Source organism: Jilunia laotingensis (assembly GCF_014385165.1).
GTDB lineage: Bacteria > Bacteroidota > Bacteroidia > Bacteroidales > Bacteroidaceae > Bacteroides > Bacteroides laotingensis.
On the sequence record NZ_JACRTF010000001.1, the window covers coordinates 1,933,440 to 1,948,740 of the forward strand.

Consider the following 15,301-nt stretch of genomic DNA (forward strand, 5'->3'; position numbering starts at 1 on the left):
GTAGAACCTTCCTATGTTAAACATGGGGGTGTCTCACTGCGAAACATGGGGATGTTTCACTGCGAAACATGGGGATGTCTAACATGCTCTCCCTACGGGATAAATAGAGGAAGGTTGCGAGAAAGGCATCGAAGCACTACGATTAATACTATAGATGATTACAAGATCTTAAACAAAGCCGTTGCCTCTTTGCTTTCAGACACGGCTTTGTTCAAGATACGCCACTTCTCTATTTGGTTAATGTGAACTGCGCCAACTTGACATCCCGGCTGTTAGGTCCGATCATCACTTGGAAATCGCCCGGTTCGACTACGTATTTCAGGTCGTAGTTGTAGAACTTGAGCATCTCCGGGGAGATATTGAAGGTGACGGTCTGTGCTTCTCCGGGCTTCAGGAATATTTTCTGATAGCCTTTCAATTCTTTGACCGGACGGGTGACGCTTCCTACAAGGTCGCGGGTATACAATTGTACGACTTCCGTTCCGGGATATTCACCTGTGTTGGTGACGTTGACGGAGGCGGTAATCAAGCCTGTCATCGGCAGTTGATTGCTACTTAACTGCACATCGCTGAAAGAGAAAGTAGTATAAGACAATCCGTAGCCGAAAGGATAAAGCGGATCGTTGTCCACATCCAGATAGTTGGAACGGAACTTCTCGAACCATTTGCCGTCTTTCAGTGGACGTCCGGTGTTCTTGTGGGCATAATATAACGGTATCTGCCCAACGCTCTTCGGGAAAGTCATCGTCAGTTTGCCACCCGGAATGAAGCGTCCGAAAAGAACGTCACCGATGGCGTAAGCTGCTTCGCTTCCACCAAACCATACATTCAATATGGCAGGTACATTCGCTTGTTCCCAGTTCAAAATCAACGGTCGCCCGGTGAAAAGAACGAGAACGACAGGTTTGCCGGTAGCAACCAGGGCCTTTAACAGTGTCTGCTGCACATCCGGCAATTCCAGATTGGTACGACTGCTGCTTTCACCGCTCATCTCGGATGATTCGCCCAAAGCGGCCACGATGATGTCCGCCTTCTTTGCCGTAGCGAGTGCTTCGTCAAGCAACTGCTGGTCGGTACGGTTGTCACGGTGCAATGAACGGCCGAACATGGTGGCACGTTCCTCATAAGCTGCATCGGAAACGAGATTGCTGCCTTTGGCATAAAGCAGGTTGATGTTTGCTTCGGTTGTCATCAGCGGGAGGTACCAGGGTCCCCCTGGTTGGTTCAATGGCATCTCATCCATGCGGTTTACCATTTCGCGAAGACCTTCGATGAGTGAAGGAGACCGGTCGAGTACGGCAGTTACGCTCCAAGTTCCGGGCATGTTCGAACGTGTATCCGCCAACGGACCGATGACGGCAATTGTCCCTTGAAGGGGCAACGGCAATACCGGGTGCGGGCTATTGGCAGGCGCATCGTTCTTAAGCAAGACAAAGCTTTCTGCGGCAATACGACGTGCCACATCGCGATGTTCGCGGGTGAAGATGTCACGTGCGGGACGTTTCGGGTTGCAGTATTTATAAGGGTCTTGAAACAGCCCTAACTTGTATTTGGCTACCAAGATGCGGCGGCACGCCGTGTTGAGCGTCGTCATCGAGACTTTTCCTTCCTGAATGGATTTCTTTAAAGTGCTGACAAAGCCTTCGCTGACCATATCCATGTCTACACCGGCATTGATGGCGCGTGCGGTAACGGTTTGAAGATCACCGATACCATGATCCACCATTTCCATGGTGCCTGTATAGTCAGTAACGACAAAGCCGTTGAATCCCCATTGGTCGCGAAGCACGTCCGTCATCAACCATCTGCTGGCTGTGGCAGGAACACCGTCTACTTCATTGAAAGCTGCCATCACGCTGCCTACACCGGCTTCTATGGCTGCCTCGAAGGGAGGGAAATAATCGTTGTACATCCGTTGGCGACTCATATCCACGGTATTGTAATCACGTCCGCCTTCGGCAGCCCCGTAAAGAGCGAAATGCTTGACGCATGCCAGAATCTCGTCATCCCGTTTCAGTTGGTCGGAAAGTTTATTCCCTTGATAGCCTTTTACCATGGCTTGTGCGATGAGTGAGCCAAGGAAAGGATCCTCACCGGAACCTTCACTGACACGTCCCCACCGAGGGTCACGGCTGATATCCACCATCGGACTGAAAGTCCAGGAGATACCATCAGCACTGGCTTCGATGGCTGCAATGCGTGCGGACTCCTCGATTGACTTCATGTCCCAAGTGCAGGAGAGTCCCAATGGGATGGGGAAGATGGTTTCGTAGCCATGAATCACATCCAACCCGAAGATGAGGGGAATGCCCAGACGGCTATTCTCTACTGCGAGTTTCTGTACGTCACGGATGCGCTCTACCCCCGTCAGGTTGAGGATACCTCCTACTTCACCGCGTTTTATCTTTCCGGCGATGTCACTACTTTTGGCTTGTCCGGTTACTATTTCTCCGGTGACGGGAAGATTGAGCTGCCCGATCTTTTCATCTACAGTCATGCGCTTTAGTAGGGCATCGACAAAACGATCCATGTCCAGCGGTGCGTTTTGTGCCTGTAGAGCTGTCATTCCAAGGAAAGTGACAGTCAACAGGGAAGTAATTCGTTTGAATAATTTCTTCATATCGGTAATGGTTTAATTTGTTTTGGATGGTCAATAGTCGGGGTTCTGTACCAATACCCCTTTCGACTTATCGATTTCTGTCTGTGGCAATGGCAACAACGCATTCTTCGGTTGATAGTTGACCTTGCCTGCTGCGTGAAGAACTTCTTCGGCTATCCCCCATCGTACCAGATCATAGAAGCGGTCGAATTCCATGCCAAGCTCGACGCGGCGTTCATGCCGAATAGCATTCCGTAAGACGTTCTGATCCATCGATTCCACTTTCGGTAATATGTTCGGGTTATTACCACGTGCCCGTGCGCGTACCATCTCGAGGTCGGCATTTGCTTCACCCGTCTTACCTAACTCATTGGCTGCTTCGGCTGCCATTAGGACAACGTCTGCATAGCGGATCAGGCGGATGTTTACCCAAAATCCTTTGTTGGTGAATTCGCGACGTAAAGCGGGGTCGGTATAGGCTTTCTTGTTGAAAGCATATCCCATTGCCTGCGAAACGGGTGATTCGCCATAAGGCGTGTTTGTATTTTCGGGAGTGATGGGATCACTGTCGCTTTTACGGAAATAGAGTAGGGTGGCATCCCGCCGGGGATCTCCCGGTTCGTAAGCGTCATAGAGATTCTTGGTTGCCATGTTCCAACCCCAGCCCAAGTCCCATTGATCTGCTCCACGGACACCTTGTACTTCGGCAAACTGGCTTCCTATCTTGTCACTCTGTGGCATGGCGGCCGTTGCGGCACATTGAAGCTCGAAGATAGAACCACCGGAGTTTTCGCCTTCATCGGTGAATATCTTATCATACGAAGTGTTGAGGTTGTAAAGGCCGGAAGACATGACGTCATTTGCTGCTACGTAGAGGCTGTCCCAGTTGTTGCGCATCATAAATGTACGGGCATGTAGCGAACGGGCGGCTCCCCATGTGAGGCGGCCTAGGAATTCGCTGCTCCATTGTCTGGGAAGTGTTGATTCGGCACCGGAAAGGTCTTTGTCGATCTGTTCGTAAATCTTTTCGGCTTCCACCTTGGGCAGGTTGGCATCCGAAGCCTCGTTCACTTTAAAAGTAATCAACGGTACTTCACCAAATGCACGCACCAAGTTGAAATAACCGTAAGCGCGGAAGAACATGGCTTCGCCCCTGTTCCGACGGTCGTCTTCGGTCAACTTTCCGGTAGCTTCTGTTTGTTCTATCGACTCCAGAATGTCATTGCACTGGAAGATGACGGCATAATTCTGGCTCCAATAAGCTCCGAGCAGGCCATTGGTGGGAGTATAGACGAAGTCGTCGTACATTTCGGCAACGTCCGATCCGTCACTGCTCGTGCTGCCTTTTTCGGCATCTTCCGAACGGAAGCTTTGTATGGCGAAGGCGGGAGTGCCTGCGGTTATATTGAAGTTACGCATCATGGTATAAACGTTGTAGATTTTTCCGTTTACCAATGCATTTGGATTATCATCCTCCGTGAACTGTCCCTGCGGACTGCGGTCGAGGAAGTCGTTACAGGAGGTCAGGAATATAGAAAGCAGAAGGAAAAGTCCTGCTCCCGACACCTTACTCATAGAGTGGGGAGAAGAGATGCTTCTCTTTATTATGGTTCTTAGTAATTGAATGGCTGTCTTCATAAAATCGAATTTTTAATAGTTATATTAATTAAGGTGGACCCTTTATCCCCTTAGAACGTCACATTGATTCCGAATGTATATATTGCCGGTACGGGGTAAGTTCCATTATCCGAACCGAACGCAATGGCCGATCCGCCGATTTCAGGTGTGTAGCCCGTGTTATGCTTCCACGTTTTCAGGTTCTGGGCATTGAAATAGACTCTCAAAGCCTGTAAGCGTATTTTGGCTATCAGGGTCTGATCGAACGTATAAGCCAGTTGCAGGTTACGGATACGGAAGAAACGTCCGCTTTCGATGTAATATTCCGAGTTTTCCCGGTTGATGGCATGCTTCGTATTCAACAACGGCTGGCTGTTTGAAGTTCCTTCACCGTGCCAGCGGTCGAGCCTTTGCTCCATGTAGTTGAATTGGGCGAAGTTGTAGTTGTCCCAAGTACGGTAAATCTGATTGCCGCCTTGTCCCATCATCTCGATACTCAGATCCCAGTTCTTGTAACTCACGCCCAAAGTCATTCCGTAGGTGACGTCCGGTGTCGGATCGCCTATCATGGTACGGTCTTCCGGAGTGATCTTTCCGTCTCCGTTCACATCGGCAAATTTCAGGTCACCGGGGGTGACGGTTGCCAGTGTATTTTTCGGTGAAGCTTCGATGTCTGCCGGACTTTGGTAAACACCATCGACCTTGTATCCGTAGAAGTACCCGATGGGATAACCTGCCATTGTATAACTTTGATTCTTATCACCGGCAATAATGGAATATCCCTCTTGTACGAGGCTTTTTACTTTATTGCTGATGGTTGTCAGGTTGGCACTGACGGAATATCCCCAATCACCGATCTGATCGCGCCATGTAGCTGCCAGTTCAACACCGCTGTTGCGAATCTCGCCCAAGTTTCCGATGCCGGGGATGGTACCGGATATTCCGGGTACTTTAGCCAGTAAGTCTTTGGTATTCTTCTTATAGAAGACACCTTCCAGGTGCAGGCGGTTACGGAACATGTTGGTTTCGAAGCCGGCTTCCCATGCCTCTACTTTTTCCCAACGCAGGTTCGGGTTCGGCAGGTAGGCCAGTTGGTAACCCGGGTAGATGATAGAGGGCTTGCCGAAGACGGCAGAGTACGCATTTTCAAGTAACGGTTCAGCCGGATAAGCTGTATCCAGATTCTGGTTTCCTAATGTTCCCCATGAACCTTTCAATTTTAACATGTCCAGCCAGCTGATATCTTTCATAAATTCTTCTTCCGTCATCAACCAACCCGCACCGATGGAGTAGAAGTTCTGCCACTGGTTGCCGGTATATGAGAATGCCGATGAACCGTCACGGCGGAAAGAACCGTTGAGCAGATATTTGCCTTTATAGTTGTAGATTACACGCGCCAGCATGGATACGGTAGTGCGTTCCCACTGGGTACTTCCGTTTGTGGCGGTTGCTGCATCGCCGATGCTGACAAACCACTTGTCGGAGTTGTCCGGTATAACCAGACCTACACCTTGTTTGCGCGCTCCGTCCAATCTGCTTAGGGAATTATAATAGGTGGTGAAGCCGGCTGTCGCAGTCAGATTGTGTGCGCCCTCTCCGAAGCTGTTGCTATAAGTGACAACATAGTCACTTTGTACTTTCGTCTCATCTTGCTTGAACTGGCTGATTTCCGTCTTTCCGGTTCCCAGGGTGGCTACGTTACCCGATACGGTCGGGTCGTACACTTTAATGATCGGAGTATAAGTCCGGCCGTTGTTAGTTCCGTAATCCATAGAGAAGGTCGCACGGGCTGTGAAGTGTTTCAGGAAGTTCAGCTCACCGTACACGCTTCCCGAAGCACGATAGTTCTCAGCTTTGGTGGTATTGGCTTTCAATTCGACATCGACCATCGGGTTGTTCATCTGTGCCTTCTGGAATTCCGGCAATGCGGTGTATAAACCGTATTCATTATTATAGACCGGTGCTACCGGGGTGGTGCGGATAGCTCCCAATACCTGTTTGGCATCTGCCGGCAATGTTCTGGCACCATTGAATTGGAAGCCGACTTTAAAGTTGTCCGTTACTTTGAATTCATTGCTGGCATTGATTGTCACTTTATTGAATTTCTCATGCTTTATATTTCCTTGTTCATAGGAATAACCTACGCCCAAATAGAAGCTATGTTTTTCCGAAGCTCCGGTGATGCTGATGTTATTGTTCGTGATAAAGCCTGTTTGGAAGATTTCGTCCTGCCAATCAGTATTTGCAGTCCACGGTGTGAAGTCAAAGAGGGGAGTCTCTTCATTGGTAAGTTGCTCGTTGTACAATTCTTTGAATTGTCCGGCATCTACCATGGCAATCTTATCCACCACCGATTTCCATCCGAAAGAAGTATTGATGTTTACTCTCGTCTGTCCTTCTTTTGCCTTTTTGGTGGTAATAATGATAACACCGTTTGCACCGCGTACACCGAAAATTGCTAATGATGACGGGTCTTTCAGGATCTCCATTGATTCGATATCTTCCGGATTCAGGAAGTTGATGTTGTCGTTGAAAAGCCCGTCCACTATGTACAAGGGCTTATATCCGTTGATAGAGTTAGTTCCGCGGATACGTATTTCCGGATCATCTCCGGCACGTCCGTTGTTGACGATTTGTACACCGGCAATCTTACCTTGTAAGGAAGAAAGTGGGTTGGTAGAGGGCTTGTTGGCTATCTCTTCCCCTTTGATATTGGTGATGGAGCCGGTTAAGTCGCGCTTTTTTGCGCTACCGTATCCGATGACAACTGTCTCTGCCAACATTTGCGAATTGTCTTGAAGCACTACATTGATGACAGTTTGTTGCCCCACGCGGATATTTTGTTTTTCCATACCTACATATGAGAACTCAAGTACATCCTCCGGTGTTGCCGAGATTGAATATTTACCGTCAAGATCAGTGATAGTGCCACTTGAAGTGCCTTGTATGAGAATCGAAGCTCCGATCAGAGGTTCGTTTTGCGAATCGGTCACCGTTCCCGTCACCGTCTTTGTTTGTGCCAATACGGATGAGGCAGTCAGTAACAGACAGACTAGGGCAAGGATGCTCCTTAGCCGGAAAGATTTCTTCTCTTTCAGAAGAGATTGGATAGGTTTAGGTCTCATTGCATTAAATTTTATTATTACATGAACTATTATTGAATACATCTATATGCCGGCAACGGTATCTGATGTCGGTCAAATTATTAAAAGGAACAAATGAGTAGTAAAAAAGATTAGAATGAGTGTGTTAATACCGGAATTTAACATTTGCTTTCGGGAAAGTGATTCGTGGGTACAACGAATTAGATAAGATGCTCAATCGTACCTTAATATGATAATGCAATTCCGTGGATGGAAACTCACCCGGATTAGGTAAGCGCGAGTTTAAAGTAATGTAAGAAAAGAGAATTATTCCATGTAGCAAGGCAGTACCTTTTGGGCTGTTTTCATGCAATGCAACACTTCCTTTTTAGTTCCGTTGAAAGGACCTGATTTTTCTATTTTCAGTGTAGACATGGCTGCGGCAAACTTTCCGGCTTCTTCAATGCTTGCCCCTGCTGCCCGTTGATACAGATAGCCGATGGTATAGGTGTCTCCGCACCCTGTTGCATCTGTCACCACGCTCGGCTTATATGCCGGTATCTGATAGAATTTCTTACCATCGAAGATGACTGAGCCCATGCTGCCGAGGGTCAGCAGGACTTCCTTTACACCCCATTCATGAAGTTTGTGAGCAGCGTCTGTTACGTTGTTGTGACCTGTCAATACCTCCATCTCATGTTCGTTGACTTTTAGGAAGTGGATGTATTTCAGTGCTTCTTTTTTCTCTTCCCAGTCCACGGGATAGACATGGGTATTCCGGACTTTACGTAGATATCCTTGTGAATCGACAGCTACAAGGCCTTTGCCGGATAGGTGTTTTATGACATCTGTTGCAAAATCGTCTGCCAATAGAGATCCCAAATGAAAGATATCTGCTTCTATGTCGGTTAATTGTTGGGCAGAGAAAGGGTTGGCTTTTGCCAGCACTCTCTGTTTACGGTCATCGGGGTTATCACCGTATATGTTTTCAAAATAAACAGAGTGTTCGCTAGGCAGAGCCATTACATCAATCCCCTTGCTACGCATTTTCTCGACTACGTGCATTTCACTCTCTCCTAAAGCTGTAACGAGTCCATAATCGGCATCTTCAAATCGATGGATAGCGTACGAACAATAAAAAGCCGTTCCCCCCGGCATATATACCGTTGTTTGGGGAGTAACTACTTTATCCAAGGTGATGTGGCCAATACAGCAAAGGGCATGTCTCTTCATCTTACTATTTTTTGTTTACAATGAAAAAGCCTCCAAGATAGTTTTCTTGAAGGCTTTTATGTTTTGTGCGGCTGATAGGACTCGAACCTACACGTCGCGAGACACCAGATCCTAAGTCTGGCGCGGCTACCAATTACGCCACAGCCGCAAAACATAGTGGCTAATTTTTCTTTAGCGGTGCAAAGATATAGATAATTTTTATTCTGCCAAAAGAATGTGTGACAAAAGTGATTATTTCAATAATTTGCGTGCTTTTTCTATGATGCTATCCAGCCCGTTACTTTCGTCCCATTGGCTTATGTCGACCTTAATGTCTGGATCGATGCCCCATTCGATATGGTTCATGTCGCGGTCGAAATGTGGGCTGGCGGAGAAACGAACTGTCCATCCGTTGGGGAGTTCCGAGGAAAACGGCATCCCGGAACCACCTCCGGTTGTATCACCTATGATTAGTACATTTGGCAGGCAACGCATATGGTTCACAAAATCATTTGTTGCACTGTAAGAATGCCGGTTGGTAAGTACAGCTACTTTTTTTTGCCAGCGTATGTTTGGAGAGGGTTCCAGATAAATCGCATATGGCTCTGAAAAGTCATTATGGCCGGGGCCTGTTTTATGTTGAATGTATCCTGTCAGTACTTTTTCATTGGTAAATCTGGATGCTATTTTAGCCGAATTTGTAGCAGTGCCCCCAGTGTTCTGTCGGACATCGATGATCAGTCCGTCACAACCGGAAAAATAGGTGAGTATTTCGTCCAGTTCCAAGTTGGTGACGGTGCTTGAAAACTTTTCATAATAAATGTAGCCGATGTTGTCATCCAGTATTTTGTATTTAAATCCTGCTTTTTCCAAATAATCGTTGCCAAGGTAGTGCCTGTTGGTTAATAAAGATTGGGTAAAGTTCAAGGGATATTCCGTCCAATAATCAAAGTTGGATTGATTACTTTCCGAAGTAAGGTTTACATGTCCGTCCCTAAGTTCATATAACATATTATTAAGGACATAAAATAGATCTTCATCATCCATCTCGCGAGAAATGTATTTGCGATAGTCTGCTCCGATTCTTTCCCAATCTATTCCCTTATATTCTAGAAAACAATATTTTTCATCAATCAGCTTCCATAGTTGATTGAAGTTGCCTTCCGGATCGTCAGTAAACTTTTCCTCTCTGATACATCCGTTAAATCCTATCAGAATACTCAAAAGTATACCCCACAGGGTCGCCCTGTATATGATAAACTTCTTTCTTATGCCTTTTTCTTTCATAATTCTTCCTTCTCTCTTCTTTTCAGTATGCTCTGATTGCCGCTGGTAGTGGCGTTCCCTGCTTATTGAAAATTCTGTAAAGGTCTTTAACGAATCCTACCATAAATACGTGAGAATAGGTATGTGTCTTAATTCCATTCACATCAGACTGTTGCAAATCTGCTACATAACTTATTCGCATCTTTGTATAACGGATTGGGAAATCGATGGATAACCATTGTCTTACCGAAGGCTGATTGTGGAGTGATGTAAAGCGGACAACTCCGCTTGAATTTCCCAAAGTGAATATTTCGTAATAGGACTGCCCATAGTGCGGAGAAAACATGATGCCCAGTACTGGTAGATTGACCTGATAACGTAAAGTTAGCGGGTATTTATTGATTTTCGTATGCCAGATAGCCATGCCCGAAGCATCCAGATTGATAAATGCCCGGGCAGAAGCAGGATTATTCGTATTGCGGAGGTTGTATACAAAGCCACCGTTTATATCTGCCAAGGCTCCGGCAAGTAACTTAAAGTTTTCCGTGATGCGAAACTGATAATGTAAACCATAATTCCAATTTACCAATCCTGCGAAAGTATTGTTGTTGTCGGCTCTATTATGTGTGTATCCGATGTTTGCCTGGAAAAGATTTTGTACAGACACGTTACCGTCAAAGAACTTTGTCATTCGCATGCTCTCATGGGAAATCCGAAAATCGATACCTTTGTATTCCTGTGGAGATAAATAGGTATCGAACAAATTCGTATATCCGATTCCATACATCGTGGTCCGAGTTATGTAACGGTTAGCTTGCAGCGAATCCGATTGGGCTGTTACTTGGTTGCAGATGTACATCAGACAATATGCGAACCATCCTATTTTTAGTACTACTCTTCTTTTCATCGGCATGATGGCATATTGTCGTATGTACTCGTTTGATTTTTAGAATAACTTCATCTGTCCGGTGAGTTCGTCTAAAATATCTCCTTCACTTTTTCCATGATCCGGATCAAGAATTTCTGACTCTTCTTCCCTTTCTTCTTCCTCTTTAGTTTCGGCAGGTTCCGGGAAGCGGGTCGGCTCCAGTTCGTTGACCGTCTCTATAGTATACGTTGTGATGCGTTTCCCCTTGGCTTTATAACCTTTGACGGCAATAAACTCTTCAGCATCTATTATCATTGTTTCACGGAAACTGTCATGACCACCGAAGATAATTTCAAACCTAGGATAATATTCGTCTGTAAGCAGGATCAGCCGGGTTGCTTTATTGTCCCCTAGGTAATTCTGTTTGCGAGACGTGTTTTCAAAACAGAAACGTTTCAAGTAAGGGTAATTTTGCTGGTCTGCATCGTACAGCACAGCTGTCCATACCTTATTCGGATCGAACTTCTCGACGATGCTTACATTGCTTTCATAATGGTTGCTCACATCGAAGCTTGTGGTGTAGAATTCGCCCGTATTAAGTACAACCAGAATAGTGTCGTCGCTTTGGAACTCTCCCAAATATTCACCACGACCGTCATAATTGAGTCGTAATACATCCCTGTCAAACCAGACCTTTCGTCCTCCCAATGTAGATCCGCCTCTCTGCTTAAGGGCGATTTTGTGTACAGGCAGCCGGGTGAGGATCACTCCTTGTGCCTGCCGTCCTTTGATGCTGATTTCACTGAAATCGCGTTCAAAGATGATGCGTCTTACACGTGGATTAGGTTTCAGCGTTACTTTGATGATTTCAGCTTCACCGTTCGGATTGGCACTAAAATAGCTGATTCTGGATTCGAGTGTACCCAGTGTTACATCATATTCGCGATCGCGGACAATGGAAGTAACTGCAAAACGTTTAATATAGGTCGTACCCTCTAATCCGTCCCGATAAGTTACATTATAAATCGTTCGTTTATCATTCTTCTTGAAAACGTTGACATACAATACGTTTTTGCCGATAAACTTTTTCTCGGCAACAGGAGTGATTATGTATTTCCCATCTCGATAGAAGATGATTACATCGTCCAAATCCGAGCAACAAGCTACAAACTCGTCTTTCTTTAAGGAAGTCCCGATGAATCCTTCCTCCCGGTTGATGTAAAGCTTTTCGTTGGCTTCTACAACTTTAGTTACTTCGATGGTGTCGAAATTACGTAACTCGGTGCGTCTCGGGAAGTTCTTTCCGTATTTTTCTTTCAGCATCCGGTACCATTCGATGGTATAATCCACAATATTAGCCAGATGATTATCTATTTCGGTTACTTCACCTTTGGTTTTAGCTATAAATTCATCTGCTTTATCTGAGTTGAATCGAAGGATACGTCCCATTTTGATTTCCATCAGTTTAAGGATATCCTCTTTGGTCACTTCTCTTATAAATTGTGGATAGAAAGGTGTCAGGCGGTCGTCAATATATTCGCAGGCTGCATCCATATCTTTGGACTCTTCAAATTCGATATCCTTATAGATGCGTTCTTCAATAAATATCTTTTCGAGTGAAGCGAAATGCAGGTTTTCCAGCAATTCGCTTTTACGTATCTGAAGTTCCTGACGTAATAAATGCAAGGTGTTGTCTGCTGATTTCTTTAACACATCGCTGATGGTTAAGAAATGTGGTTTGCGGTCGTCAATCACGCAACAATTGGGAGATATGCTCACTTCGCAATCTGTGAAAGCATAGAGCGCATCGATCGTTTTGTCCGATGAAGTTCCTGGCGCCAGATGGATTAGAATCTCAACATTGGCAGAGGTGTTATCATCTACTTTGCGTACCTTGATCTTTCCTTTGTCAACTGCTTTTAATATCGAATCGATTACCGATGAGGTTGTTTTGCCATAAGGTATTTCGGTGATAGCCAGAGTCTTGTTATCTATCTTATTGATTTTAGATCGTATCTTTACCGATCCGCCACGTTCTCCGTCATTATATTTGGATACATCGATGGATCCTCCGGTAGGAAAGTCCGGATAAAGTTTGAAAGATTCTCCTTGAAGATATTGTACGGAAGCATCACACAATTCATTGAAGTTATGCGGCAGTATTTTGGAAGAAAGTCCTACGGCGATACCTTCCACTCCTTGTGCAAGCAATAGAGGGAATTTTACTGGCAAGGTGACCGGCTCTTTGTTTCGCCCGTCGTAAGAGAGTTTCCATTCCGTCGTTTTCGGATTGAAGACAACATCCAGAGCAAATTTGGAAAGACGTGCTTCGATGTAACGTGGGGCGGCTGCACCATCTCCGGTAAGAATATTACCCCAGTTGCCTTGACAGTCAATTAATAAGTCTTTCTGCCCCAATTGTACCAATGCATCCCCGATCGATTGGTCACCGTGCGGGTGGAATTGCATGGTATGTCCCACGATGTTGGCCACCTTGTTGTAACGTCCGTCATCCAATCTCCTCATAGAGTGAAGGATGCGGCGTTGTACAGGTTTCAAACCATCGTTTATATGGGGTACGGCACGTTCCAGAATCACGTACGAAGCATAATCCAGAAACCAGTTCTGGTACATACCTGTGAGTTGATGTTTTACGCTTTCGTTATGTGAGTCTGCCGGTTTATAGTCAGAATGTCCTTCGTTCCCTTCCGGGAGTTCTTTATCCAAATCGTCTTTTGGTGCTTCAAAATCTTCACTCATATTTGTTCGGGAATTGTCTGTTCAAGATTGACCGATTTTCTCAGTTGCAGGCAAAAATACGAATTTTCTCGGGAAAAAGATGCAAATGATTCTAAAAAACAAGTGCTATCATGAATTCGACCGGCAGTTTAATCTGTAAAGGGTATAGGCTCAATTAAAGAAATTTATGTATTCTGTGTAACGTAAAAAGCGTAAAGTAAAAAAGATAGGGTCTTGACTTCTATCCGGAAGTGGTAAATAAGATAAATTAATATCCCCATTACTCTACTTAATAAGATAAATGGCTATCTTTGTGGCACTTTTTAGCTAAATAATGATTTCAATTTAATTAAGATACAACAAAAAATGGCACAAGAAGACGTTTTTAAGAAACTCGTATCGCATTGCAAAGAATATGGTTTTGTGTTTCCTTCAAGTGATATCTATGACGGATTAGGAGCTGTATACGATTACGGGCAGATGGGTGTTGAACTCAAAAATAATATTAAGAAATACTGGTGGGACAGCATGGTGTTGCTGCACGAGAATATTGTCGGTATCGATTCTGCTATCTTTATGCATCCTACTATTTGGAAGGCTTCTGGTCATGTCGATGCTTTCAACGACCCGTTGATTGACAATAAAGATTCTAAAAAACGCTACCGTGCAGATGTGTTGATCGAAGATCAGCTTGCTAAATACGACGATAAAATAAATAAAGAAGTAGCCAAGGCTGCCAAGCGGTTCGGTGATGCTTTTGATGAGGCGCAATTCCGTAGTACTAACGGTCGTGTTTTGGAGCATAAGGCTAAAAGAGATGCCCTTCACGAACGTTTTGCAAAAGCTTTGAATGACAATAATCTTGAGGAACTTCGCCAGATAATTGTTGATGAAGAAATCGTGTGTCCTATTTCCGGCACCAAGAATTGGACGGAAGTACGTCAGTTCAACTTGATGTTCTCTACTGAAATGGGTTCTACTGCCGATGGCTCTATGAAGATTTACCTTCGTCCGGAGACGGCTCAGGGTATCTTTGTAAACTATCTTAATGTTCAGAAAACTGGTCGTATGAAAGTTCCTTTCGGAATTGCACAGATCGGTAAAGCTTTCCGTAATGAGATTGTTGCTCGTCAGTTCATCTTCCGTATGCGTGAGTTTGAACAGATGGAAATGCAGTTCTTCGTTAAACCGGGCACTGAACTCGAATGGTTCAAGCTGTGGAAAGAAACCCGTTTGAAATGGCACAAAGCGCTTGGTTTTGGAGATGACCATTACCGTTATCACGATCATGATAAATTGGCTCATTATGCCAATGCTGCTACCGATATTGAATTCTTGATGCCATTTGGTTTTAAAGAAGTGGAAGGAATTCATTCGCGTACAAACTTCGACCTTAGCCAACATGAGAAATTCTCAGGCAAAAGTATCAAGTACTTCGATCCGGAATTGAACGAATCCTATACTCCGTATGTTATTGAAACCTCTATTGGCGTAGACCGTATGTTTCTTAGCATCATGAGTGCAGCATATTGTGAAGAGCAGTTGGAGAATGGCGAAAGCCGGGTTATTCTGAAACTACCGGCAGCACTTGCTCCTGTGAAATTGGCTGTAATGCCATTGGTTAAGAAAGATGGACTACCCGAAAAGGCTCGTGAGATAATTGATGATCTTAAATTCCACTTCCATTGCCAGTATGATGAAAAAGACAGCATCGGCAAGCGTTATCGCCGTCAGGATGCTATTGGTACTCCTTATTGTGTGACTGTCGATCACCAGACGCTGGAAGATAATTGTGTGACATTGCGTAACCGCGATACCATGCAGCAGGAGCGTGTGGCTATCTCTGAACTGAATAATATTATTGCTGACAGAGTAAGTATAACTTCGCTTTTGAAAACTTTACAATAAAACCTTGAC

Annotated in this window: 8 protein-coding genes and 1 tRNA gene; 1 reads left to right on the plus strand and 8 read right to left on the minus strand. The window is 45.2% G+C overall.

Annotated elements, in window-relative coordinates:
• Positions 1-229 precede the first annotated feature (229 nt).
• From H8744_RS07245 to H8744_RS07280, 8 genes are all read right to left on the minus strand, one after another.
• Positions 230-2,566 (minus strand): glycoside hydrolase family 3 N-terminal domain-containing protein, encoded by a 2,337-nt coding sequence (locus H8744_RS07245; protein WP_305067460.1) that lies wholly within the window; start codon positions 2,564-2,566, stop codon positions 230-232.
• Between the two features lie 84 nt (positions 2,567-2,650).
• Positions 2,651-4,174 (minus strand): RagB/SusD family nutrient uptake outer membrane protein, encoded by a 1,524-nt coding sequence (locus H8744_RS07250; protein ID WP_305067461.1) that lies wholly within the window; start codon positions 4,172-4,174, stop codon positions 2,651-2,653.
• A gap of 113 nt (positions 4,175-4,287) precedes the next feature.
• Positions 4,288-7,341 carry a SusC/RagA family TonB-linked outer membrane protein gene (locus tag H8744_RS07255; protein WP_262434212.1) on the minus strand — a complete coding sequence of 1,018 codons (3,054 nt, stop codon included), beginning with the start codon at positions 7,339-7,341 and terminating at the stop codon, positions 4,288-4,290.
• 285 nt (positions 7,342-7,626) lie between these two features.
• The gene (locus H8744_RS07260; protein ID WP_262434213.1) at positions 7,627-8,532 is read right to left on the minus strand and encodes a carbohydrate kinase family protein; all 906 of its coding nucleotides are present in this window, start codon (positions 8,530-8,532) and stop codon (positions 7,627-7,629) included.
• A 66-nt stretch (positions 8,533-8,598) separates the two neighbouring features.
• Positions 8,599-8,680: transfer RNA gene (locus H8744_RS07265), tRNA-Leu, on the minus strand.
• Between the two features lie 83 nt (positions 8,681-8,763).
• A complete protein-coding gene (locus H8744_RS07270) occupies positions 8,764-9,798 on the minus strand; it encodes a S41 family peptidase (protein ID WP_262434214.1) in 1,035 nt (344 codons plus the stop codon).
• A 22-nt stretch (positions 9,799-9,820) separates the two neighbouring features.
• Positions 9,821-10,636 (minus strand): DUF3316 domain-containing protein, encoded by an 816-nt coding sequence (locus tag H8744_RS07275; protein ID WP_500793329.1) that lies wholly within the window; start codon positions 10,634-10,636, stop codon positions 9,821-9,823.
• 87 nt (positions 10,637-10,723) lie between these two features.
• The gene (locus H8744_RS07280; protein ID WP_262434216.1) at positions 10,724-13,405 is read right to left on the minus strand and encodes a DNA gyrase/topoisomerase IV subunit A; all 2,682 of its coding nucleotides are present in this window, start codon (positions 13,403-13,405) and stop codon (positions 10,724-10,726) included.
• Between the two features lie 345 nt (positions 13,406-13,750).
• Between H8744_RS07280 and H8744_RS07285 the strand changes: the two genes are divergently transcribed.
• Complete coding sequence (locus tag H8744_RS07285; RefSeq protein ID WP_262434217.1) at positions 13,751-15,292, plus strand: glycine--tRNA ligase; 1,542 nt, start codon at positions 13,751-13,753, stop codon at positions 15,290-15,292.
• Positions 15,293-15,301 lie beyond the last annotated feature (9 nt).